The organism is Chryseomicrobium excrementi, from assembly GCF_002798305.1.
Lineage (GTDB): Bacteria > Bacillota > Bacilli > Bacillales_A > Planococcaceae > Chryseomicrobium > Chryseomicrobium excrementi.
Genome location: NZ_PCGR01000001.1, coordinates 495523 through 518642 on the forward strand (window position 1 = coordinate 495523; position 23120 = coordinate 518642).

The following is a 23120-nucleotide window of genomic DNA, read 5'->3' on the forward strand; positions in this document are numbered from 1 at the left end:
TGCCTTCACTTCCTTATGCGATGTAAGTTTCGTAATTCGTCTCTGCATGAATGCATGCCATTGCCCGGTTGCGATCATCGTCAGATTGGAAACTGATGACTAAAATACCGAAGAGATCTTCACGCGTTTCAATGATGCGAATGTTCAATAAGCTCAATTGATGTGCAGCGAGTAATCCCGTCACTTCAGAAATAACACCAGGGTAATCGGGAACATCAATGTACAGGTCGAATGTACTGAAAAAAGCTCCTTGTGTATGCGCCGGGAGATTGTCGCGTTTCGTTTTTGCTTGTTGAAAATAGTCTTCAATCTCAACCGGGTCATTCGTCATGACCAAACGCTTGACACGTTGCATCTCTTGCATCCAGTGATCAAGCTGCTCGAGCAATTGGTCACGATTCTGTAGCGTAATATCTCGCCACATAACTGGATTCGAAGAAGCAATTCGCGTCGTATCTCGAAATCCTCCTGCTGCTAATTGCGCTGTAAGGGGATTGTCACTAGAGGCATTCAGTTGATGAACAAGAGATGCTGCTACAAGGTGTGGGAAATGGCTCACGACAGCCGTCATTTCATCGTGTTCAGTTGCTGACAACTGGAGCACTTTTGCTTTGGCTGGTTGCAACAATTGTTTAAAGTTATCAACTTGTTGCTGGCTGACAAAATCGGACGGACACAGTATGAAAAACGCATTTTCAAATAAATGTGCACGCGCCGCTGTCACGCCACTTTTGTGAGAACCCGCCATTGGGTGCCCACCTAGGAATGGCAACTGTAAAGAATTCGCTAAATCTACGATTTCTTTTTTTGTACTTCCAGTGTCCACTAAAAGAGCATTTGGTTTGAGCGTCCATTTTGTTGCCTCTTGTAAGAGCTTCTTGGTCGTATTGACCGGTGTAGCAAAAATGATGATGTCTGCGTCTCTCACAGAGCGCGCTAAAGAGTACGCCATTTCGTCAATGACGTCAATTCGCTTAGCGGTCCTTACTGTGTTGGCATCGACATCATAGCCTATCACATGGCAATCCGGATTTCTTCGTAGTGCAAGAGACAAACTACCTCCGATTAAGCCGAGCCCCACGGTTACTATTGTTGTCAAAACGTATCACACTTTCTCTTTGCTCACGAGATGTAACAATTCTCTAAGCAATCCTTCATTTTGTTCTTTCGTTCCTATCGTGATGCGAATCGTTCCTGGCAAGCCAAGCGCATTTCCACTTCGGATGATGTACCCTTTCGACATCAAGTACTGGAATGCCTCATCACTGTCTTGTTCAATATCGATTAAGATGAAATTCGTTTCAGTAGGGTAATATCGCAACTTATGTTCCTTACAAAACTCAATGTATTGCTGCTTCCCTTTTTCGTTCTGCTCGATTGTGTGCTTAATAAACTGCTGATCTGCAAGAGCAACCTGCGCCGCCACTTGACTGATTGACGTATTGTTAAAAGGCTCTCTTGTTGGCTCGAGCTGTTGCACCACTTCCTCAGAACCCACTCCGTATCCAACTCGGAAAGCTGCCAAACCGTATGCTTTAGAGAATGTACGTAAAATAAGCAGGTTGGGGAACTGCTGTATCCATGAAAGAGATTCTTCATAGTCTTCTGAAGATACATATTCGTAATAGGCTTCATCTAAAACTACCAACACGTCATTTGGTACTTTTTTAAGGAATTGATAGATCTCTCTAGAAGGCGTCAGCGTCCCTGTAGGATTGTTAGGATTACAAATCCATACGACCGCCGTCTCTTCAGTCACTTTTTCTAGCATAGCATCCAGATCATGTGAGCCGTCTTCTTTGAGAGGAACCGCAATATAAGGAGAGCCTTCAATACGTGCATTATGTGCATATTGACTGAACGTAATAGCTGCTCCAACAGAATTCACTTCTGGAGACAGGAGTGCACGAGTCACCAGTAAAATGACTTCATCTGATCCATTTCCAAAAATCAGCTGCTCTGGTTTTACTGATAAGTGAGCGGCAACTGCTTCACGCAGACTCGATGCATAACCGTCTGGATACAAAGCAAAATCAAGTGAAGCACCTGCCAACGCTTCTCGAACTTTTGGTGAAGAACCGTACGGATTTTCATTTGATGCCAGTTTGATGACTTCTTGTAAGCCGAACTGCTTTTTTACTTCATCCATCGTTCTACCTGGCTTATAAGCCTGTAAACCTTTTAATTGCTGCTTAAATTTCATCATCAGTTCCTCATTTCTTTACTAAATCAGGTCGAAGAGAAATGGCTTCATTCAAATACACATGTTGAATCTCATTTTGCGCTACAGTTGTATTCACGTGCATCATAATTCGTATGCATCTCGGGAGACTTGGTTGTACATTCATCTCATGTGTACACATAACCGGTACATACTCCCATCCCTCAATAGTGCGTACTGCTTTTGCGGGAAAAGCGGACACAATATCCGGTGTCGTGGAGATGATGACAGATGCCACTCCTTCAGGTTCAATGTGGTTTTCTTTCGCCATTTCGCGTGCCAGCGTCTGAGTGGCTTCCATTACTGCTTCTGGTTGGTCAATCTCAATGGTTGTTGCGCCTCGTACGCCTCGTATCATAGCTGGTCCTCCTTCAACCATGCACATAGTTGGGTATGTGCGTAGTGTACCTGTTCTTCAGTGACTGTCGCAAGTGTCGGTTTCGAAATTTCAGATAAAACAACAAATTGCAGTTCAGTCGCTGTGTTTTTCTTATCTTTTCTAATAAACTCCATGATGGACTCAAACGGAAAACTCAGCACTTCATTTGTTGGATACCCGAGTGCAAGCATCTGGCGTAACCACGTCTTAGCTAAGTCACGTTGTTCACTTAGTAAAAACGTGATGACCAGACCAATGGCTACTGCTTCTCCGTGTTTTAACCGTCCGTAGCCCGCAAGAGCTTCTATCCCGTGGCCGTAAGTATGACCGAGATTTAGAAACTTCCGCTCGTAGGTTTCAAATTCATCTCTTTCCACGATAGCAGCTTTCACTGCAATTCCTTTTGCAAGCTGTTCCTGCCAGTTTAGCGCTTTTAAATCAATCATAGATTTCAATTGCAACAATTCTTTTGCCCACACAGCGTCAGATAATAACGCATGTTTGATCAGTTCCGTGTATCCTGAACGAATCTCGCTGTCCGGCAATGTTTGGAGAAAATGCGTATCAAAAATCACAGCTAGCGGCTGATGGAAAGCTCCTATCATATTTTTGCCGAGTGTATGATTGATTCCAGTCTTACCTCCAACTGCACTGTCATGAGCCAATATGGTTGTTGGAAGTTGTATAAAGGGGATGCCTCTCATATAAGTGGCTGCAACAAAACCTGTAAAGTCTCCTACAGCACCGCCGCCAAATGCAAGTAAAACCGTTTTTCTAGAGGCCTTACTTTCTAGTAAGTAAGCAAGCGCTCGATCATATTCAGTGAGCGTCTTGGTAGCCTCGCCAGACTTTAATAAGTACTTGTCAAAGTTAAACGATACCTGTTGTTGAAAATAGGTGCCGTGAAGATTCCAGACATGTTGATCTGCAAATACGATAATGCGGTCCGCGTTGTCTGGAAGCACTTTTTCTAGATGGCGAATAGCTTGCTTTTCAAGAATCACAGAGTACTTTCTCTCTTTAGCTTGAATCGTTAATTCCACGTATTAAAACTCCTTTGCTTCATTCCGTCGCTTCTCAACGGCCTCCTGCAGTTGAGCAAGATGATCAGAAGGGAAAGTTTCCAAAATGGCTTGAGCAATCTCCCAGGCAATGACATGTTCTGCCACAACAGATGCTGCTGGTACTGCACATGCATCTGAACGCTCGATGCTAGCTTTAAACACTTCTTTCGTTTCGATATCTACGCTTTCAAGAGGTTTATACAGTGTTGGGATCGGCTTCATAACTCCACGAACCACAATTGGCATTCCAGTAGACATGCCTCCCTCAGTTCCACCCAATCGGTTGGTCTCCCGGTAGTAACCATGCTGTTCATCGTATCGAATCTGATCATGCACTTGGCTACCCGGTAAATTGGCCATCTCAAAACCAAGTCCAAGTTCCACTCCTTTGAACGCATTGATGCTCATCATGGCAAAGGCAAGGCGCGCATCCAGTTTGCGGTCGTAATGAACATAGCTTCCTACTCCTTCTGGCATGCCAGTCACTCGAACTTCCACTACCCCACCGATCGTATCTCCTGCTTTTTTAGCAGCATCAATCGCAGCAACCATTTGTTCAGATGCAACTGGATCTGCCGTATAAACAGGGTCTTGTGACGTTCGCTCAATCAACTCTTCAACTGTCAGTTTTTCTGCAAGGGATCGGTCTGCGTGAACACCACCAATTGTCGTTACATAGCCTATAACTTGAATTCCAAGTTGTTCTAGAAGTTGTTTTGCCACTGCCCCGGCTGCCACTCGGACAGTTGTTTCACGCGCAGATGAGCGTTCTAATACATTTCGTAGATCCCTATGTTGATATTTAATGCCTCCGACTAAGTCTGCATGTCCTGGCCTTGGACGAGAAATCTGACGCTTGATTTCACTTTCATCCATTCCTTCGTCTAGAGGTTCCACTCCCATGATATGCGTCCAGTGCTTCCAATCATCATTGGTTACTTGAAGACAAATTGGTGAGCCAAGAGATTTCCCATGACGAACTCCTGCAGTGATTGCAATCAAATCTTTTTCAATCTGCATTCGTCGCCCTCGTCCGTGGCCTCCTTGTCTTCTACGTAAAGAATCATTTAATTTTTCAATCGAAAGAGGAAACTGTGCGGGTACTCCTTCAATAATGGTTGTCAGTTGAGGTCCATGAGACTCTCCTGCTGTTAAATAACGCAAAATAACTTTCTCCCTTCAACTCGCTAAAGTATTATGTGTTCCACTATACCACAATCATACGGGATTCTGGAACGCTGGGCACCTAGAAAAATAAAAAAAGACACCCTTTCGGATGTCTTTCGTTGATTAGTTGATCCAGTCGTTAGAAGATTTTGTGTATGTAACAAGCTCTTCTTGTTTGAAGAATAAACCAATTTCACGTTCAGCTGATTCAGGTGAATCAGAACCGTGAATGATATTTTTTCCAACTGTTACAGCGAAGTCGCCACGAACAGTTCCTGGAGCTGAATCTTTAGGATTTGTAGCGCCCATCATTAAACGAGCTGTTGAGATGACGTTTTCGCCTTCCCATACCATAGCAAATACTGGACCAGAAGTGATGAAGTCTACTAGTTCACCGAAGAACGGACGCTCTTTGTGCTCTCCGTAGTGCTGTTCAGCAAGCTCAGTTGGGATTTGCATTAATTTAGCACCAACAAGTTGGAAGCCTTTTTTCTCGAAACGGCCAACGATTTCACCGATAAGGTTACGTTGAACGCCGTCAGGTTTTACCATTAAAAATGTCTTTTCCATTGTAGTCGCTCCTTAAAATCAAGTTTCACACGTTTAAAATCGTACCATTACCCTCCAAGAAATTCAATTAAAATTTGCGTTTGCTCATGAATAGAGCAATGTTCTGGAGTGATCTTTTTGCAGAACTTTTAGGAAGGTGTTTGATTTCGTTCATTGCTTTTTCAAGATACAGATTGCTAACACGTTTTGCTTGCTCTAGCCCCTTAGATTTTCTAAGTGCTGCAAGTAGTTCGTGACGAGTCTGCTCCGTCGTGTCCCCACGCTGAATGCGAGCAAGTAATTCTTTGACCCCGTCTTCATCTCGGGCATAGACTACCGGTAATGTAATGTTACCTAGTAAGAGATCACTTCCTGCTGGCTTTCCGAGCATCTCGTCAGTTGATACGATATCTAAAATATCATCTACAATCTGAAATGACATACCGACATAATATCCAAAATTGCGCAAATGGATACGGTCTTTTTCGTCAACATCCGCAGCGAGTGCGCCAAGTTCACAAGACACACTAATTAATAGAGCTGTCTTACGCCGAATACGCTTTAAATATTCTTTTACTGTTAACTGATACAAGCGTTTATCTTCAACTTGTTCAATCTCTCCAAGACAAAGTTCAACCATTGTGTCAGACAGTAATTGATGCGCATACGTACTTTCCACTCTGGATAAGGAGGCAATCGCTTTAGAGAATAAGAAGTCTCCCGTATACATCGCCATGCGATTATCCCACTCTGCTTTCACAGTTGGTCTTCCACGGCGAGTATCTGCATCATCTATAACATCATCGTGGACGAGTGACGCCATATGGATGAGTTCAACAGGAACTGCAACATGCTTTATGCGGTCAATAGAGAACTCACCAAATTTTGCAGCAAGCAATACGAAGACCGGTCGAATTCGCTTCCCTCCAGCTTGTAACAGATGAAGAGATGCTTCTGTCAACAAGGCAGAATCGGATTGAACTGATGCAGTAAGCTCAGCTTCTACTTGATCTAAGTCAGGACGTAGATCTGTATATAAGGCTTTCAATTTCAACTTATCCACTAAATACCATTCCTAACTACATCTTATAGCCGATATGCCGTGCTGCAGCTCCACCACTATAAGGCTTACTTGTTACGTTTGCAAAGCCGACTTCTTCAAACAGTTTAGTTAACTCTGTACGGTTTGGAAAGTCTTTTTGAGATTCTTGCAACCAGGAGTACTCATCATAGCTCTTTGCGAATAACTTTCCGAAAACAGGCATCACAAAGCGGAAATAGAGTCTAAAAAAGCCATTGAATAGTTTGGAATCTGGTTGAGACGTTTCAAGACAAACGACCATACCACCTGGTTTTACAACTCGGTACATTTCGCTTAATACTTTTTTATAATCAGGAACATTGCGCAGTCCAAAGCCAATTGTCACATAGTCGAATTGGTTGTCGTCAAATGGTAGCTCCATCGCGTTCCCATGAATCAAGTCAATCTGCGGGTAAGACTTTACTTTCTCGCGGCCAACAGACAACATGTTCTGGCTAAAATCTAACCCCGTCACATGTCCTTCAGCACCAGCATCTTCAGCAAGAGCAATCGTCCAATCTGCAGTTCCACAACAGACGTCTAAAGCTTTCGCTCCTTTTTTTACTGCCATGGCACGCATTGTATCTTCACGCCAGCGCTTGTGCTGTTGAAAACTGATGACTCCATTCATCGAATCGTAATTGGATGAAATCTTTTCAAAGACTTCATGAACGCGCTGTTCTTTTTCTTTCACCATTCCTAACACCTTCGTCCTTACAATATAGTTTCACTTGGTGATGCTTTTTCGATAAGTTCCAAGAGAGATTGCTTAACTTCCTGATTTAAAGGAGCTTGATCTAGTTGCTGTTTGATCTGACTAGCCATTACATCTAATGAATAAGGCAATTTATCAAAGTCTTCGAACAGAGCTAGTTGCTCCGCTAGTGGCATAAATTTAAGGGTTCCCAGTTCTGTAAACAGAGCACGAGTAGGTTCCGTTACGATTACTTTTCTCGCGTGAATGACAGCTTGTTCGTCAGATGTATCATTCAAATACAAAAAGGAGCGAGATTCTGTCATCAATCGGATGGAATTTGTCAGACGAGTGATTAACTTCTGATAGCCATTTTTCGCGAGGAGCTGATAGTATTTTCCACTATAATAATCTCCTGCTAAAACTTGAAGTTGCTGACTCTTTTGTAACGTGCCCATTTGAAGCACATCATCGTGACAAGAAAGTGCTAAATAAATAATGGTCGTTGCATGATAAGCATTAACATCCTCTAAGTGTTCCTTCTCAAGTAATGGCAAATAGATAGATGCCATTTTCAGATCAGACAATTGAGGTATGCCCGTATGTTCAATCAATATCGGATGCCTTAAAATATCTTTTACTTCACGTCGCCATAGTTCAAGTTTCCCTTGTATAGAATTTGTCATTTGTTTCATCACCAACTATTTGGATTTCGAGTCGCTCATAACGGTACCATGTGCCGTTTGAATCTCAGCATACCCACGGATTTTGACAGCTGATGTATGGTCTGTGAACTGAGCGATCATTACTTCACCTGTATCTAATTTTTCAGAGTGATGAAACTTCGTGTCTGTTCCTCGCGTTAATCCGATGACATGCACACCATCTTCAAGAGCTTTGATTACAATAAATTCATTATTAGACATTTCATCGTCTCCTAACTGTATTCTCTAGTTTACCACAAAAGGCACCTGAAATTAGGTCATTTGTATGAACGAATGAATTTCCGAACGCTTTACTGCGTCATCTTCATAGACACCACGTGCGACTGCAGTAATAGTTTTTGCACCAGGTTTTTTGATTCCACGCATTGTCATACACATATGTTCCGCCTCTATAACTACATATGCACCATATGGATTCAACATTTCCATAATGCTATCTGCAATTGTTGAAGTGATGCGTTCTTGAAGTTGTGGCCGGCGAGCAGTAGTTTCAACTGCACGAGCCAGTTTGCTTAACCCGGTCACTACTCCGTTTCTCGGTATATAGGCCACATGCGCTTTTCCGTAGAAAGGTACTAGGTGGTGTTCACACATTGAATGGAAAGGTATATCCTTTACGAGTACCAGTTCTTCATGATCTTCATGGAAAATTGTTTTAAAATATTCTTTCGGGTCTTGATGAAGTCCTTCAAACATTTCCGCATACATCTTAGCAACCCGTTTTGGTGTTTCAATTAAACCTTCGCGTGAAGAGTCTTCCCCTACGGCTTCAAGTATCATTTTTACAGCATTCTCTATTTTATGTAAATCGACAGCAGTCACTCTAGATCCCCCTCTATCATTCATCATATGAATCTTAACACACCGCCTGTTGAAGGGGAAATCGTATATCTTGAATCCGAAAAAATAAAAAGAGTAGCCTCTCGGAATGAGAAGCTACCCTATGTAAATCCTTATTTCACTGCATCTTTAAGTGCTTTACCTGGTTTGAAAGCAGGCACCTTAGAAGCTGCAATTTCGATTTCTTTACCAGTTTGTGGGTTACGACCTTTACGAGCCGCGCGCTCACGCACTTCAAAGTTACCAAAACCGATTAATTGAACTTTGTTTCCTTCTGCAAGAGCAGATTGGATGGATTCAAATACAGCATCAACCGCTTTAGAAGCATCTTTCTTAGAAAGAGAAGCTGATTCTGCTACAGCATTTACTAATTCTGTTTTATTCACATCATTCACCTCCTCTCAAGGAAGATACAATCAATCTGTAAAAAGAGTATCACAACAAAAATACGTATGCAACTGAATTTGCTATAGAAATCGTTGTTATAGCGCGATTTCGGCCAATTTTCTGAGTGACAATTCAGATTTTCAAACAAGCACAAAATATGGTAATAAGCAACTAGTTTCCATAATATTTTTATGGACGATAAAAAATCCAGTCTGAGACTGGATTTTAGAGAGAACTTATAAAATAAATGATACGATTCCTTGTTGGTCCTGTTTTACCACTTTTTCAATTGTCTTCATCAAACGATGTTTACTTAGAAGATCGAGCTGGGCAGTCTGTCGAAACAACGAATCCCACCGTTGAATGATCTCGAATCACTTTATCTGTCCCCAATTTCGCAGCTTGTTGGAAGGGGATGGGATCTTGACTCCATGGTGTCTAAATCAATTTGTCATGATTACCAATTGAATCAAGAATGTACCCCACGCAATCTACGAAACGGAATTTCATGTGGATATTGGACCCTTGAATAGGCATTAAAATCGCCTGCGAGGGAATAAACTTTGGTTCCGTCGTCATGATTTCTAGGCCTGCTGAGCTCTGAGGCATTTCATCAATAACACGTGCCCATTCTTCACCCTCTTCAATAGAAGGAACTACAAGATGGTCTAGTAGCTTTGTGATCAGTGTTGACTTCCCTACTCGCACAGGTCCGACTACTCCAATATAGACATCTCCATTGGTTCGTTTAGCTAGTTGATTTAAAGCACTTTGCATAGCTCCCCTCTCATATTGTAACGTATGAAAAAAAGACCCGCAGTACACCTGCGGATCATTCAGGGAGCATAAATACGGGCTCATTATTTTCATTTACAGTGTAAGGTAACGAATAGGCAGGTACGATTGGTGAGTCTTGCTCTAACAAATACCGAATATCCGTGCCTGGTTCGATTTTTTCATCAGTTTCTTGAAGGATTTTATACAGTTCAATTGAATAGTCTATAAAAATTTCACCTGTACCAATTGCAATAAGCGGTAATTGAGTGGATGAATACGGACTAGGAACTGTAATTTCCGACTTGTATCCCATTGTCTTATAATCCAGTTTGTAAACACCTTCTGCAATGGTTTCCGCTATAGGTGCATAGCCATTTACAGATCTACGGAAATTTAGGTCTCTAAGAACTTCTGTCCCACGTAAATCTACTAATTTCACTGTTGGATTTTCTTCTACATCTCGAAGGACATATTGATAAATCCCACCAGCTTCAAAAGAATTAGGGGGTACTTGCCCCATAAAAGAAGGTACTAATTTAGTAAAATCAACAGGATATTTGATGTACTGGTCAACATCCGCTTCCCTTGTCTTGATAGGGAGCAGCCCACCGGAATTTTCACTGAATTGATTTACGGCACTCTGCACTTGCTCTAACTGCTCCGGATAAGGGTTCACATTATCCGGCTCGTAACCACTCTTATACCCACAGGCCGATAACAGTAAAATCAAGCTAGTAAGGACAACAAATTTACTAATTCGTTTCATCAGGCAGTCCCTCTTGTCGGATTGAAGATGATGTACAGCATGGAAATAAACCCAAGTATTAAACAAACCCATGCAACGATGCGAATCGGCCAAGCGACCCATTTATTTGTCACTTTAGAGTGAACAAACAACATCAGCAACATCGCAATAAACATGAATCCCATAGAACCAAAGGAAATCCACATTTTGTCTAATGACGACATGATAATCCCACTTTCTTTAAAACGATTTAAAATCTTCTAATTCGTGCTTTTTTGTACGTAACATTAATTGATCAACGCCTTCTTTTGGCGTCATCCCTTCAAATAACACATTATACAAAGCATGAGTAATAGGCATTTCAATAGCATATTTCTGTGATAGTTGGTACGCCGCTTTGGTAGTTCGCACGCCTTCAACAACCATCCCCATATCTTCTAATACTTGCTCTAGTGAATTCCCTTTTCCTAATAGATTTCCGGCTCGCCAATTGCGAGAATGAACGGAAGTACACGTAACAATTAAATCTCCCATACCGGTCAACCCAATAAATGTATAAGGTTCTGCACCCATTTTAATTCCTAAACGGCTGATTTCAGCAAGACCCCGAGTGATTAGTGCTGCTTTAGCATTATCGCCATATCCTAAGCCATCGACAATCCCAGCGGCCAAAGCAATCACATTTTTAAGAGCCCCACCTAATTCAACACCAATCACATCTTCATTTGTATAAACACGAAGGTAGTGATTCATAAACAAATCTTGAACGAACTTTGCAGAATCTTCATCAACACTTGCAGCTGTGACAGTCGTCGGATGACGAAGTACCACTTCTTCTGCGTGACTTGGACCAGAGAGAACTACAATACTCTCTCGCAAATGCTCCGGAATCTCTTCCTCAAGAATTTCAGAGATACGCTTTAAAGAGTCCGGCTCAATGCCTTTTGAGACATGTACAAATGTTTTAGGTTCTGTTAAAAATGGCAAGAAGTTTTGAATAACTTCACGGAATGCTTTTGTTGGAACAGCCAGAACTATTGTTGGTGCATGCTCTAGAGCAGTTTTTAAATCAGACGTAGCAGCGAGATTCATCGGAAGCTCGCTGTCTGGTAAATACTTTTTATTTGTATGGGAGTCATTGATTTCTTGCGCTTGATCTTTTCGGTGAGACCAAATCAATGTATCGTGTTGATTTTCTGCGAGTACAAATGCTAGAGCTGTGCCCCAACTTCCCGCTCCTAAGACTGTGACGGAATGCAAACACTCCACTCTCCTTTACGTACGTGCACGTGCAATAATTTTGATTGGAGTTCCTTCGAAATCGAATGCTTCACGAATACGATTTTCAAGGAAACGGTTATACGAGAAGTGCATAAGTTCCGGTTCATTGACGAAAACAACGAACGTCGGTGGACGAGTAGCCACTTGAGTCGCGTAATAAATACGTAAACGTTTCCCTTTATCAGAAGGTGCCGGGTTACGTGCTACGGCATCTTCAATGACTTCATTCAAAATAGATGACTGGATGCGCATAGAATGATTTTCACTTACACGTTGAATAATTGGGAATATCGAATGTACCCGTTGTTTCGTCTTAGCAGAAACAAAGACGATTGGAGCATAATCTAAGAATAAGAAATGTTCACGGATTTGTTGAGTGAACACGTTCATAGTCTTTTCATCTTTTTCTAATGCGTCCCACTTGTTGACTACGATAATGACACCGCGGCCAGCCTCGTGAGCATAACCTGCGATCTTCTTATCTTGTTCTTGTATTCCTTCTTCTGCATTTAAAACGACTAAAACAACGTCAGAGCGTTCAATCGCTTTAAGTGCACGAAGAACACTGTATTTCTCTGTACTTTCATATACTTTCCCTTTTTTACGCATACCGGCTGTATCAATCATGACATATTCTTGATCATCTACTGTGTAACGAGTATCGATTGCATCACGCGTTGTACCTGCAACATCACTCACGATGACACGTTCTTGACCAAGCACTGCATTAATTAAAGAGGATTTCCCAACGTTCGGACGACCGATAAGAGAGAATTTGATGACTTCATCTCCGTAATCTTCATCCCCATCTTCTGGGAAGTGTTTTGCTGCTTCATCTAGGAGATCACCAAGACCTAATCCGTGAGAACCAGAGATCGGGAACGGCTCTCCCATGCCAAGAGCATAAAAGTCATAGATCATATCTCTCATATCAGGGTTATCAATTTTATTCACAGCCAATACAACCGGTTTTTTTGTTTTATACAAAATGCGCGCTACGTATTCATCTGCAGCTGTTACGCCTTCACGTCCATTAGTCAGAAAAATAATGACGTCTGCTTCTTCCATTGCGACTTCAGCTTGCTGCTTGATCTGCTCTAGGAAAGGTTCGTCACTCAGTTCAATTCCGCCTGTATCAATAATGCTAAAATCATGTGTCAGCCATTCAGCTGAGCTATAGATACGATCACGTGTAACTCCAGGTACATCTTCTACAATGGAGACACGCTCTCCTACAATTCGATTAAAAATAGTCGATTTGCCAACGTTCGGCCTACCGACGATTGCTACTACTGGTTTTGTCATTTCGTTCATCCTTCCAACTTCATCTACAAGGTATTATACACGAATCGCTGGTAAAAAGAAAAAACAGAGGCGCTAGGGCCTCTGTTCATCCTTATTCTTTATTAAAATCTTTGAAGCGGTCACCAAGAACATCTGAGATAGAGAAGCCTTTGTTTTCCTCTGGCATCTCATAATCGGAGAAATCTTCCGCTGTGTTTTCCTGGAGTTCTTTCATGCTAAGTGAAAGGCGTCTCTCCTCAGGTTTCACGTCTAGTACTTTGACTTCAACTTCTTGACCTTCACTCAACACTTCATTTGGTGAACCGATGTGTTGGTGAGAAATTTGTGAAATATGAACAAGCCCTTCGACTCCTGGGAACACTTCTACAAAAGCTCCATAACTTACTAAACGCTTTACTGTCCCTTTGTGAACGGAACCAATCTCTGCTTTTTCAGCAACGGACTCCCATGGTCCAGGTAGCGTGTCTTTGATGGATAAAGAGATGCGCTCTGCATCCCGATCTACAGACAAGATTTTCACTTTTACTTTTTGACCTTCTGTCAAAGCGCTTGCTACATTGTCAAGATGGTCGTGTGAGATTTGAGAAATGTGCACAAGGCCATCTACTCCACCGATATCAACAAATGCTCCAAACGAAGCCAGTCGTTGAACAGTTCCTTCCACAACACTACCTACTTCTAGTTGTTCAAGTGTTTGTTGTTTTAATGAAGATTTTTGTTCTTCAACCACAGCACGGTGTGATAGAATCACGCGGTTCTTTTCTTTGTCTAGCTCTACGATTTTAAATTCCATCATACGGCCTTTATAATCATCAAAGTTTTCCACAAAGTGGTCTTCAATCAAAGACGCTGGGATAAATCCACGTACACCAATATCTACCACAAGACCGCCTTTAACAACTTCTTTCACTTCGGTCTCGATGATCGTGCCTGCATTAAATTTCTCTTCTAAACCTTCCCAAGCGCTTTCTGCATCTGCTTTGCGCTTTGAAAGGACATAATTTTCTTCTTCAACTTTCGTAACCATCAGAGTCAGCTCGTCACCAGGTGACACCACATCCGATGCTTTTTCTACGTGCAGACTTGATAACTCACTGATGGGCACAATGCCATCAAAGGGTGCGTTCTCAATTGTAACCGTAATCGATTTTTCATCGACTTGTTCTACTTTTGCTTGAACAATATCCCCTTCTTTGAGTACTGGGATATCATTTACATTCATTTCTTCTGTCATAAGATTATCCTCCTCCACTACGTCTATACCTTATTTTAGTCGAAACTGGCTATAAATACAAAACCTAGCCATTACCTACTAGAAGGGATATGGGACGAAAGTATTCGTCGTGATGAAGTTACTTATGCTTATCAATTAATTTTTGGATCTCCGCCATGATGGCTTCTGTAACGACTTCAGCAGATGCTTTTTGCTCTCTAAATGCAGTCATGTCCATTGGCTCTCCGTAGACTACTTTCAGCCGTTTAAAAGGCTTATAAGGTCCTACAATGGCTGTTGGTACAACAACTGCATTTCCTCGAAGTGCAAAAAATCCTGCACCAGCTAGTCCCTTTTTCAATTGACCATCTTTTGAGCGTGTCCCTTCAGGGAACAATCCTACGACATTGCCTTCTTTAAGAAGTTGAATCGCTTTTCTCATCGCTTCGCGATCACTCATACCACGCTTTACTGGAAAGGCATTTAAGCGAGGAATCAGTGTTTTTAAGATAGGCGTATTAAATAGTTCTTCTTTGGCCATAAAGTGAACCGGTCGAGGGGCCAAGATGCCTACGACTGGTGGATCCAGAGCATGAATATGATTAGAACAGATTAGTACTCCGCCTTCTTTAGGAAAGTGTTCATGTCCACGAACATCAAACCGGTAGATTGGGGCTAAGGCCCCGTAGACGACACTTTTTGCAAATTGATAAAAGTTCATACAGCAGACTCCTTCTCTTTAGCTAGCTGAACGATTTTTTCTACAACTTGATCAATTGAGAGGTTTGTAGTGTCTAAGTAAATGGCATCTTCCGCTTGAACTAGCGGAGAAGCTTCTCTCTCACTATCTAATTTATCACGTTTAATGATATCTGCTTTAAGCTGTTCCAAGTCACTTGGGATTCCTCTTTTTTCATTATCAAGCAGACGACGTCTTGCACGCTCATCTGCAGAAGCAGACATAAAGATTTTTAATTCAGCATCCGGAATTACATGAGTTCCGATATCTCGACCATCCATAATAACTCCACCTGTTTGTGCGAGTACCATCTGGCGATCCACCAATTCTTGACGCACACGTGCATGAGCTGCTACTTCAGAGACATTAGACGTCACTTCTGTTGTACGGATTTCGTTTGAAACGTTGATGCCATCAAGATATACTTGCTGACCAGTTTCAGAAGGACGAAGCTCTATAGTTGTTTGTTTCAAGAGGTCGACTAATGCCGCCTCATCAGATAAATCTAATTGATGCTCCATTGATTTGTATGTAATCGCTCTATACATCGCACCTGTGTCCACGTATGTATAATTCAGTTTTTCAGCTGCCATTTTGGCTATAGTAGACTTTCCAGCGCCCGCTGGTCCGTCAATTGCAATGCGTATTGTTTTCATTTTCGTATCCTCCAGTTCATCAGAAACAGTTTACCATAAAACCCCCTCTAATTCGAAGTAAATTGGAGGGGGCCAGTTCAAGCATTATTTTTTTCTTTTTTTACAAACTCATGTGTCACAGCATCGACAAACAACGTATAGTTTTCCCCTTGAGCGGTTTGAAATTTGAGTTCGTAACATAGCTGTTGTTGATACGATTTCGTTTCCAAGTAGGCTAGATTTGACTCTAACACTTCTTCGCCCTCACTCACTACTTCAGTGGCTTCAAATTCTACGGGTTTAGTATCAGGTAGCTTCTCTTCTTGAATTCACCCTGAAGCGATGTAGTAGCTAGTACAGATACTAATAACAACGCACCTGTTAAATGTTTCCACTTATTCATTACACGATTTTCTTCCTTTTTCGTTACCATGTGATGAATTGTGAAATCTATACAAAAAAGCCTCTGAAATGCTCAGAGGCCAGAAATTATTTGGTTTCGGAATTATGAAAAGGATGGTTTTTTAAATGGTAATTTCGAGATAACAGGTGCGCTTGTTTGACACGTGACAGTGCAACTATCCAAAGGCCTAACATAAAGAGTGACCAAAGTAAAATTTGGTCTTGAGCGGTGTAGATGAGAGCGTTGTATAAAAAGTGCAAAAGCAATGGAGCTAATAAAGCTAGTACGAGCTGAGTCTTCTGACGCGCTTGTACAAATTGCGCTCTCCCTAAATAATAACCCATCACGACACCGAATAGTGCGTGGCTTGAAACAGGTAATAAAGCTCGTAAAATCGCATCGTTCATTCCAAAGCTCACAAGAAACAATAAGTTCTCTACTGTAGCAAATCCTAGGGATACACTTGCTCCGTATAAAATGCCATCATAAGGATCTGCAAAGCGGGTCTGTTTGAATATAGCTACTAGCAGAATCAGCCATTTGAAAAATTCTTCAAGTAGCGCAGATAAACTTCCACTAAAGAACGAAGTGTCTGTAAGAGCGGTCTCTGCTTGAACAACGTATTGAATAAAGAGAATCGGGAAAGTTAAGACAGCGCCATATATGAATGCATAAAAGAGTAGACGACTCGGTTCCGATTCAATTTCTCTACGTAAATAAAAATAACTAAGTAACGCTAGAGAAGGAGCTATGGCCACTGTAAACACTATGAACACTTTTCCTCCCCCTCTCTTGTGGTACTATACTCTTATCGTACCATTTTATTTAAGGGGTGTGAAAATGAAAAATTTATTAGTACTACATACCGGTGGAACTATCTCTATGCATGCAGACGAAAAAAGCACAGCTGTCATGCCCTCTGCTATCAATCCTTTGACTGCTGAACTTGATAAACTTGCAGCTCTCGCCAGAATAAAAGAAATTGAAGTATTTAATTTACCTTCCCCTCACATGACACCTGCACATATGCTCGAGTTGAAAAATGTGATTGTGCAGGAACTTGAGAAAACTTCATTTGACGGTGTCGTCATTACTCACGGAACGGATACACTTGAGGAGACAGCGTATTTTTTAGATTTAACTCTACACACGGATATACCTATCGTTATGACGGGAGCCATGCGTTCTTCAAACGAGTTGGGAGCAGATGGGGTTTATAATTTATTAGGTGCAGCTAGAGTCGCCTTGCACAAGAGTGCCCGCGAAATAGGCGTCCTAGTGGTGTTAAATGATGAGATCCATACAGCCGAAAATGTTACAAAAACGCACACTAGCAATGTCTCAACCTTTCAATCGCCATCCTATGGTCCTATAGGTCACATCACGAAAACCATAATTCATTTCCACCATAGACCGAACCGTACTCCATTTTTACCAATCACCGATCTAAAAAAACGGGTGGCTCTATTAAAAGTATATGCAGGAATGGAGCCAGAACTTGTCCGCGCCGTATGTTCTAGCGGTTTTGATGGATTGATTTTAGAAGGTCTTGGTCAAGGGAATGTGCCTCCCGCCCTGGTAGCTGAGATTGACTTGCTTCAACAACAACAGATTCCTGTCGTTTTGGTATCTCGCTGTTTTAATGGGATTGCGCTAGACGTCTATGGATATGCTGGCGGTGGACGAGATTTAAAGAATCGTGGCGTTCACTTTGCTCATGGATTAAATGGTCAAAAAGCTCGACTTGCCTTACTTGCTGCATTGCATCAAGAGAATCCTAGTCAAGCGTTAGATGACTTTTTTCATTATCCAGCGGAATGATTTTAGATGTGTAGAACGCCGTTCTTAAAAATTTCATCAACGCCAGGCGCACCAATTGATATGCATTTAGTCTCGGTTGGGGTGAATGGTATTGATGGGGATTTCTGGCGTTCGCACCTCGATTCCTTTTAGATGTAAAGCCAACTGTCCAGAAATCTTGTAAACTGCCGATGTGGATTGGAAAGCGCATTTGGCAAAAAGGCATCTACTCAACAATTTGAGAGTAGATGCCTTTTTGGTGTTAAGTAGTTTTTATTTTATTTGCTAGATCTCTAGCAATCAATTCACCGTGAAAACGGCCGTTTTCAATGAAAATTTCGTTTGCATTGTTCCCTGCTGCAATGACGCCAGCAATATAAACTCCTGAAACATTCGTCTCCATGGTTTCTTCGTTCAAGAACGGTCTTCCCGTTTCCTTATCAAACTCGATACCTAAAGCATGAAGAAAATAGCGGTTCGGATGATAGCCCGTCATAGCGAAAACAAAGTCAGCTGGTAGTTTTTTCTCCACACCATTCTGTAACACGGTTAGCTCCCTTTCGGTTATCTTCACTACTTCAGTATCAAAATGCATTTGAATCTCACCTTGCTTTACGGCACCTTCGAACTCAGGCAACACCCAAGGTTTGATGCTTGGAGAATAGTCAGACCCTCTATATACGACGTGAACAGACGCTCCTGCTTTGTTTAGTTCAAGAGCCGCATCAATCGCAGAATTCTTTCCTCCGATGACGACTACTTGCTGGTTGAAATAGGGGTGGCCCTCTTTAAAATAATGAGAAACGTGTGGCAATTCCTCACCAGGAATGTCCATTAGATTTGGTTGATCGTAATAACCCGTCGCTAAAATAATATTTGGCGCCACGTAACTATCTTTAGTAGTATTTACTTGGAACAGTTCATTCACTCGAGATACTTTTTCTACTGTCTCAAATGTATTGATTTGCAACTTTTTTTGTTTGACTACTTCTCGATAGTAGACGAGTGCCTGGTTGCGTTTTGGTTTTCGTTGTTCCACAATGAAGGGCACATCCCCGATCGCTAATTTCTCACTTGTACTAAAAAAAGTTTGATGGGTTGGATAGTTATAAATAGCATTTACAATGTTCCCTTTTTCGATACACACGTAAGAGAGCCCTTTTTCTTTCACTGCGATTGCAGCAGCAAGCCCACAAGGACCTCCACCAATAATAATCACATCGTAGTTCACACTTGTCACTTCTTTCCTTCAATTTCAACAATATGCACTTCACTCTCCGCTCCAAGACGAAAAGGAAGCGCTGTCGTACCGTACCCATTGCTAATCAATTCATATCTATGACCTTTTCTTTTAAATTCTCCGAGATCCTGTAAGCCCCATTTTAGAAAGCGAATTTGACCGCCATGATGATGACCTGCAACAGCTAGATCTACTTGAGAAAAAGAATCTAATTTTGAAAAATACAAGGGAGAATGGCTCATAAATACTGTAAATAGATCAGGTTGTACTCGTTGGAATGCTTTCTCTATATCTACTGTACCAGTATATGCATCGTCAATCCCAACAATTTGCATCGGAATATAGGGATGAAGTAGAGAGAAGTTCGTCAGCACTTTTACGTTGTTGGCTTCGAGTAGTGCTGTTAGAGCAGCCTCACCCACTTCTCTGTCATTATTTCCAAACACATAATAACTCGGTGCAAGTGAAGAAAGCTTGTTGATGATCTTAGCTGTCCTCTTTAGCGGTACGCCACCCTCTGTTAGATCTCCCCCTATTAGCACCGCATCAATATCTGTAGGGAGTTTCTTTAGTAACTTGGCAGAAAGATTTCTTCTGTGAATATCTGAAATAAAAAGGACTTTAGCTCGTCCAGTAAATTTAGTTGTTTGTAATTGATGAATAGTTACATTATGTTCATGTGCAAGCCACGTCATATATCGAAGAGTAGACAAGGATGACTTAAGTACTAGTGGTAACATAGGGTCCCTTCTTTCTTAGAAAAACAAGAACTCGCCCCAAAAGGAGCGAGCACTTATGGCAGTACTAATACTTGACCGACACTGATTTCGTTGGATGTTAGATTGTTGGCTTGTTTGATCCTCTCGACTGCTGATGGATCATTGTAATAGTTCATTGCAATTCGGTAGAGCGTTTCAGATGATTGGACCGTATGCGTTCGCTGTGGTTGCACCGGCTCTTCAACAGGTTGTTCTTCCTCTTCTTCCTCTACTACCGGTTGCTCTTCAGACTGTTCCTGTTCAGATGCATCTTGTGATTCAGTTGGTTCTACTTGATCTTCCGCAGGTTCCTCCTCAGTCTGTTCCTGTTCTTGCTCTACCGGAGTAACTGGCTTGACATCAAGTTGAACAACTTGTTGGTTATCTGGGCGTTCGTTTGCCATTGGATCATAAAAGAAATACGCGTAAATGAATAAAATGACAGGAAGTACGATTCCAATAGTAAAGAGAGTTGGCAAAAACCAGTTTTTTGGTTTAGCCGAAGATTTCTTTTTCTTCTTCTTTACATGACGCGACCGTCTACTAAGTGTCTCTGGCTCTTCAATCGGTTTGCGGTGCTCTTCTAATTTTTTTTGGTAGTCATTGTTCGCCATGATGGTTTCCCCCGAATGCCTTCTTTTGTCTAATTATGCCGAAATTCCACGGGAAAGTAAATGAATCTTAAGGGAATAATTGCTTTAGACGTTTTTCATACATACTAGTCTGATCTATTTCATCCTTATCGTGAGTTGACTCTTTAACCATTTCTATCGCTTCAAGGGACTGGCATTTATTGCAACAGAATGTCGGTTTCGGTAGACCCGACTCCCCAAATGCATTTCCGATACCCTCTCTTAAACACTTCTGTCCTGCAATGATTTTATACAGTTCTAAAATGTTTTGTTGTTTTGATACTTTGAGTCTGTCAAACAGTTGGTGTTGTTCAGCCACAGAAAGTCTCGATTTCCAATAGGACAAAACTTTCATCTTCTGCTCGTCAAGCTCGACACTTTGTGAAAAGTGTTCTATATCTTGTTGATCAGGTAAATCCGCTGTAGCTAAAAACAAACTTTTTCGATAGTCGTCATCTGTATAGAATAAGGAAGCGAGCGACTGTTTTCCGTCCCGAGAAGCACGCCCAAATTCCTGTAGATAATTGGAGAGCGATGTCGGAATATGATCATGCAGGACTTGGCGAATGTTTTCTTTATGGATTCCCATTCCGAATGCATTGGTTGCACAGATCCATTCTAGTTCCCCACTGCTGAACTGTTGCTGAATAAGTGACCGGTCTATAGACTCCATACCTCCATGATAAGCGGCACAACGAATACCAAGTTTTTTCAGCTCCCATGAATAGTCTTCTGCACGTTTCCTCGATTGCGTATATAAAATCCCTGGCCCTCCGTACTGTTTTATGAGACGTGTCATCTCATCAAAACGTTCCACATCAGATTCTACTTGAATCGTTTGCAATGCAATACTTGGACGGTCCACAGATCGAACAATCTCTTCCATTTTAGGACGATGTAGCGTTTCTTTAATTAATTTCCTGGTTTTCTTTGTTGCTGTTGCCGTCAATGCTAAAATTTGTTTAGTAAAATTGGTATGTATCCACTCCGCTGCACGTAAATAATCTGGTCTAAAATCCATGCCCCACTGCACAAGACAGTGTGCTTCGTCAAAAACAAAATAGGCAACGTGAATCGATAGCAAAGCTTTTTGAAGCTCTCGGTTTTGCAAACTTTCAGGCGATACAAATATATAGTGATAGCTGTTGATGTTCCGAAGTGCATAGTCCCTTTCTGCTCGAGTTTGAAATGAGGTGAACGCGACAACTTTCCTTTCACCTCGAAATTTGAGTTGTTGAACTTGATCGGTCATCAAAGACACTAAAGGAGATAGGATAATGACTGTCCCACTCATATAACTTGTTGGAAATTGAAATAACATAGATTTACCAGTACCAGTCGGCAATACTCCTAACACATCTTGTCCTGAAATAAACTGTTCAATTACTTCTTTTTGTCCTGGTCGAAATGAAGTAAAACCGAAGCGCCTTACTAATTCTTGTTCAAGATCAATCATTTGAAGCACCTCCTATCGCAAGAGCTAATCGAATTTGGAAATAGCTGAATTCAGGTAGCTCTTCGCGCAGTTCCTTGAGCTTATGCGTCTGAAGCTGCTTTTGAACGTCAAAAATTCTATCGCATTGTTCTGGAGACAGTAATTCAGTAAAGAAGTGACCTCCTTCAATTGAAGCAATTTCCACAAAATGGTCTTCTATCGTACTTGTTTTTAGTCGACGAGCAGCTGCTATTTGTTCAAGCGAAAGTTGGTTCTGTAAATACCGTTTAGTCACACCTGCCGTTTCCGTCAAAACTAAAGGTCGATCCACTAATTGGGAGAGCGGTGAGTGCGTTTTCTCCAGATACGTCATGAACTGAACCAGTAAATCTCGGAACAGATACTGACAGTCCAGTTTGCGAAGCACTAACATGTCTGCAAGCTGTGACCATGTCCACCCCGTCACTTCAAACCCAGATAACCGGAAAACAAATAAATTCCGTTGTTTTTCTGTAAATGTTGTTTGGTGAATAAAGTCGAGAACAGCCTGTTTTGTGTCTTCTGCAACTTGTTGAATACTTGCTTGTGACGCAATAAATTGTTTGATGTCTCTTTGAATAGGCTCCTCCGCAATGATTGGGATGTACCTACGATTTTCGTGCAAGACATTAGAACTGATCTGGACTAGTAATTGAAGTTTTTTCTCAAAATGTACACAATCGGGGCCAAGCACCCCAGTTTGAAAGTGAGAATTAAAGTCTTCCAGATTCTTATACCCTACTTCAGTAACATTAGGCGAATCTAATGAAGTAATCCATCCAGCTTTCACAAGACTGTCTAGTTCTTGCTGATACATGTCTTTCGTGAGGTCTACACCGATGCCGAAAAATCCTTGCACTTTATAGTAATGAATATCTTGTAGAGTCTGTCCCGACTTCTTTCCTTTTAAAATATAATAAGGAGCCATTGCAGAGCGCTCTCCATTTAATTGATAAAACAGATAGACTAAAAGTTGTTGAAAAAACATAGAACACCTCGGTATCTGAACGT

At 41.6% G+C, this 23120-nt stretch carries 26 protein-coding genes and 1 pseudogene; 1 reads left to right on the plus strand and 26 read right to left on the minus strand.

Translation table 11 applies throughout. The features are described 5' to 3' along the window. Positions 1 to 13 precede the first annotated feature (13 nt). The 21 genes and pseudogenes from CQS04_RS02495 to prsW form a co-directional block, all read right to left on the minus strand. A complete protein-coding gene (locus CQS04_RS02495) occupies positions 14 to 1099 on the minus strand; it encodes a prephenate dehydrogenase (protein ID WP_100352622.1) in 1086 nt (361 codons plus the stop codon). A 6-nt stretch (positions 1100 to 1105) separates the two neighbouring features. Beyond that, positions 1106 to 2206: a histidinol-phosphate transaminase gene (hisC, locus tag CQS04_RS02500; RefSeq protein ID WP_281257825.1), complete on the minus strand. Its 1101-nt coding sequence runs from the start codon at positions 2204 to 2206 to the stop codon at positions 1106 to 1108. A 7-nt stretch (positions 2207 to 2213) separates the two neighbouring features. Further along, positions 2214 to 2579: a chorismate mutase gene (gene aroH, locus CQS04_RS02505; protein WP_100352624.1), complete on the minus strand. Its 366-nt coding sequence runs from the start codon at positions 2577 to 2579 to the stop codon at positions 2214 to 2216. Beyond that, on the minus strand, positions 2576 to 3643 hold the full coding sequence (gene aroB / locus CQS04_RS02510) for a 3-dehydroquinate synthase (protein ID WP_100352625.1): 1068 nt from the start codon (positions 3641 to 3643) through the stop codon (positions 2576 to 2578). The genes aroH and aroB overlap by 4 nt, the downstream gene beginning before the upstream one ends. Before the next feature lie 3 nt (positions 3644 to 3646). Then, a complete protein-coding gene (aroC, locus tag CQS04_RS02515; protein WP_100352626.1) occupies positions 3647 to 4828 on the minus strand; it encodes a chorismate synthase in 1182 nt (393 codons plus the stop codon). 126 nt (positions 4829 to 4954) lie between these two features. Then, positions 4955 to 5401, minus strand: a complete 447-nt coding sequence (gene ndk / locus CQS04_RS02520; protein ID WP_100352627.1) for a nucleoside-diphosphate kinase — start codon at positions 5399 to 5401, stop codon at positions 4955 to 4957. A gap of 67 nt (positions 5402 to 5468) precedes the next feature. Continuing rightward, positions 5469 to 6443, minus strand: a complete 975-nt coding sequence (locus CQS04_RS02525; protein WP_100352628.1) for a polyprenyl synthetase family protein — start codon at positions 6441 to 6443, stop codon at positions 5469 to 5471. 16 nt (positions 6444 to 6459) lie between these two features. Continuing rightward, entirely contained in the window at positions 6460 to 7158 is a 699-nt protein-coding gene (locus CQS04_RS02530) for a demethylmenaquinone methyltransferase (protein ID WP_100352629.1), read from the minus strand. A gap of 17 nt (positions 7159 to 7175) precedes the next feature. Then, complete coding sequence (locus tag CQS04_RS02535; RefSeq protein WP_165775436.1) at positions 7176 to 7841, minus strand: heptaprenyl diphosphate synthase component 1; 666 nt, start codon at positions 7839 to 7841, stop codon at positions 7176 to 7178. A gap of 15 nt (positions 7842 to 7856) precedes the next feature. Further along, positions 7857 to 8081, minus strand: coding sequence for a trp RNA-binding attenuation protein MtrB (gene mtrB / locus CQS04_RS02540; protein ID WP_100352631.1), 225 nt, complete (start codon positions 8079 to 8081; stop codon positions 7857 to 7859). Positions 8082 to 8132: 51 nt separating this feature from the next. Beyond that, on the minus strand, positions 8133 to 8702 hold the full coding sequence (gene folE, locus CQS04_RS02545; protein ID WP_100352632.1) for a GTP cyclohydrolase I FolE: 570 nt from the start codon (positions 8700 to 8702) through the stop codon (positions 8133 to 8135). A 131-nt stretch (positions 8703 to 8833) separates the two neighbouring features. Beyond that, positions 8834 to 9106, minus strand: a complete 273-nt coding sequence (locus CQS04_RS02550; protein ID WP_094941762.1) for an HU family DNA-binding protein — start codon at positions 9104 to 9106, stop codon at positions 8834 to 8836. Positions 9107 to 9416: 310 nt separating this feature from the next. Beyond that, positions 9417 to 9977 (minus strand): annotated as a pseudogene (locus tag CQS04_RS02560) (hypothetical protein). Continuing rightward, a complete protein-coding gene (locus CQS04_RS02565) occupies positions 9940 to 10650 on the minus strand; it encodes an LptM family lipoprotein (protein WP_100352635.1) in 711 nt (236 codons plus the stop codon). The pseudogene CQS04_RS02560 and the gene CQS04_RS02565 overlap by 38 nt, the downstream one beginning before the upstream one ends. Next, a complete protein-coding gene (locus CQS04_RS02570; RefSeq protein ID WP_245858732.1) occupies positions 10650 to 10835 on the minus strand; it encodes a DUF2768 domain-containing protein in 186 nt (61 codons plus the stop codon). The genes CQS04_RS02565 and CQS04_RS02570 overlap by 1 nt, the downstream gene beginning before the upstream one ends. A gap of 34 nt (positions 10836 to 10869) precedes the next feature. Continuing rightward, positions 10870 to 11889 (minus strand): NAD(P)H-dependent glycerol-3-phosphate dehydrogenase, encoded by a 1020-nt coding sequence (locus CQS04_RS02575; protein ID WP_100352636.1) that lies wholly within the window; start codon positions 11887 to 11889, stop codon positions 10870 to 10872. 15 nt (positions 11890 to 11904) lie between these two features. Beyond that, positions 11905 to 13215 (minus strand): ribosome biogenesis GTPase Der, encoded by a 1311-nt coding sequence (gene der / locus CQS04_RS02580; RefSeq protein WP_217349711.1) that lies wholly within the window; start codon positions 13213 to 13215, stop codon positions 11905 to 11907. Positions 13216 to 13306: 91 nt separating this feature from the next. Next, positions 13307 to 14449 carry a 30S ribosomal protein S1 gene (rpsA, locus tag CQS04_RS02585; RefSeq protein WP_100352638.1) on the minus strand — a complete coding sequence of 381 codons (1143 nt, stop codon included), beginning with the start codon at positions 14447 to 14449 and terminating at the stop codon, positions 13307 to 13309. A gap of 118 nt (positions 14450 to 14567) precedes the next feature. After that, positions 14568 to 15149 (minus strand): lysophospholipid acyltransferase family protein, encoded by a 582-nt coding sequence (locus CQS04_RS02590; RefSeq protein WP_100352639.1) that lies wholly within the window; start codon positions 15147 to 15149, stop codon positions 14568 to 14570. Continuing rightward, positions 15146 to 15823: a (d)CMP kinase gene (cmk, locus tag CQS04_RS02595; RefSeq protein WP_100352640.1), complete on the minus strand. Its 678-nt coding sequence runs from the start codon at positions 15821 to 15823 to the stop codon at positions 15146 to 15148. The genes CQS04_RS02590 and cmk overlap by 4 nt, the downstream gene beginning before the upstream one ends. Before the next feature lie 468 nt (positions 15824 to 16291). Beyond that, entirely contained in the window at positions 16292 to 16981 is a 690-nt protein-coding gene (prsW, locus tag CQS04_RS02600; protein ID WP_100352641.1) for a glutamic-type intramembrane protease PrsW, read from the minus strand. 64 nt (positions 16982 to 17045) lie between these two features. Here prsW and CQS04_RS02605 point away from each other — a divergent pair, with 64 nt between their 5' ends. Continuing rightward, positions 17046 to 18026, plus strand: coding sequence for an asparaginase (locus CQS04_RS02605; protein ID WP_100352642.1), 981 nt, complete (start codon positions 17046 to 17048; stop codon positions 18024 to 18026). A gap of 241 nt (positions 18027 to 18267) precedes the next feature. Here CQS04_RS02605 and CQS04_RS02610 read toward each other — a convergent pair whose 3' ends face one another. From CQS04_RS02610 to CQS04_RS02630, 5 genes are all read right to left on the minus strand, one after another. Next, complete coding sequence (locus CQS04_RS02610; RefSeq protein ID WP_100352993.1) at positions 18268 to 19236, minus strand: YpdA family putative bacillithiol disulfide reductase; 969 nt, start codon at positions 19234 to 19236, stop codon at positions 18268 to 18270. Positions 19237 to 19241: 5 nt separating this feature from the next. Next, a complete protein-coding gene (locus tag CQS04_RS02615) occupies positions 19242 to 19985 on the minus strand; it encodes a metallophosphoesterase (RefSeq protein ID WP_100352643.1) in 744 nt (247 codons plus the stop codon). Between the two features lie 53 nt (positions 19986 to 20038). Next, on the minus strand, positions 20039 to 20617 hold the full coding sequence (locus CQS04_RS02620) for a LysM peptidoglycan-binding domain-containing protein (RefSeq protein WP_100352644.1): 579 nt from the start codon (positions 20615 to 20617) through the stop codon (positions 20039 to 20041). A gap of 67 nt (positions 20618 to 20684) precedes the next feature. Continuing rightward, positions 20685 to 22091 carry a RecQ family ATP-dependent DNA helicase gene (locus CQS04_RS02625; RefSeq protein ID WP_100352645.1) on the minus strand — a complete coding sequence of 469 codons (1407 nt, stop codon included), beginning with the start codon at positions 22089 to 22091 and terminating at the stop codon, positions 20685 to 20687. Continuing rightward, a complete protein-coding gene (locus tag CQS04_RS02630; RefSeq protein WP_165775438.1) occupies positions 22084 to 23097 on the minus strand; it encodes a YpbB family protein in 1014 nt (337 codons plus the stop codon). The genes CQS04_RS02625 and CQS04_RS02630 overlap by 8 nt, the downstream gene beginning before the upstream one ends. Positions 23098 to 23120 lie beyond the last annotated feature (23 nt).

Bases quoted from the DNA above. Each gene is read 5' to 3' on its own strand.
- mtrB (WP_100352631.1), bottom strand. From the start codon at position 8,081: ATGTCTAATAATGAATTTATTGTAATCAAAGCTCTTGAAGATGGTGTG.
- CQS04_RS02570 (WP_245858732.1), bottom strand. From the start codon at position 10,835: ATGTGGATTTCCTTTGGTTCTATGGGATTCATGTTTATTGCGATGTTG.
- cmk (WP_100352640.1), bottom strand. From the start codon at position 15,823: ATGAAAACAATACGCATTGCAATTGACGGACCAGCGGGCGCTGGAAAG.
- aroH (WP_100352624.1), bottom strand. From the start codon at position 2,579: ATGATACGAGGCGTACGAGGCGCAACAACCATTGAGATTGACCAACCA.
- ndk (WP_100352627.1), bottom strand. From the start codon at position 5,401: ATGGAAAAGACATTTTTAATGGTAAAACCTGACGGCGTTCAACGTAAC.
- CQS04_RS02620 (WP_100352644.1), bottom strand. From the start codon at position 20,617: ATGGCGAACAATGACTACCAAAAAAAATTAGAAGAGCACCGCAAACCG.
- CQS04_RS02630 (WP_165775438.1), bottom strand. From the start codon at position 23,097: ATGTTTTTTCAACAACTTTTAGTCTATCTGTTTTATCAATTAAATGGA.
- rpsA (WP_100352638.1), bottom strand. From the start codon at position 14,449: ATGACAGAAGAAATGAATGTAAATGATATCCCAGTACTCAAAGAAGGG.
- CQS04_RS02565 (WP_100352635.1), bottom strand. From the start codon at position 10,650: ATGAAACGAATTAGTAAATTTGTTGTCCTTACTAGCTTGATTTTACTG.
- hisC (WP_281257825.1), bottom strand. From the start codon at position 2,206: ATGATGAAATTTAAGCAGCAATTAAAAGGTTTACAGGCTTATAAGCCA.
- der (WP_217349711.1), bottom strand. From the start codon at position 13,215: ATGACAAAACCAGTAGTAGCAATCGTCGGTAGGCCGAACGTTGGCAAA.
- CQS04_RS02605 (WP_100352642.1), top strand. From the start codon at position 17,046: ATGAAAAATTTATTAGTACTACATACCGGTGGAACTATCTCTATGCAT.
- CQS04_RS02615 (WP_100352643.1), bottom strand. From the start codon at position 19,985: ATGTTACCACTAGTACTTAAGTCATCCTTGTCTACTCTTCGATATATG.
- CQS04_RS02590 (WP_100352639.1), bottom strand. From the start codon at position 15,149: ATGAACTTTTATCAATTTGCAAAAAGTGTCGTCTACGGGGCCTTAGCC.
- CQS04_RS02535 (WP_165775436.1), bottom strand. From the start codon at position 7,841: ATGACAAATTCTATACAAGGGAAACTTGAACTATGGCGACGTGAAGTA.
- CQS04_RS02625 (WP_100352645.1), bottom strand. From the start codon at position 22,091: ATGATTGATCTTGAACAAGAATTAGTAAGGCGCTTCGGTTTTACTTCA.
- CQS04_RS02530 (WP_100352629.1), bottom strand. From the start codon at position 7,158: ATGGTGAAAGAAAAAGAACAGCGCGTTCATGAAGTCTTTGAAAAGATT.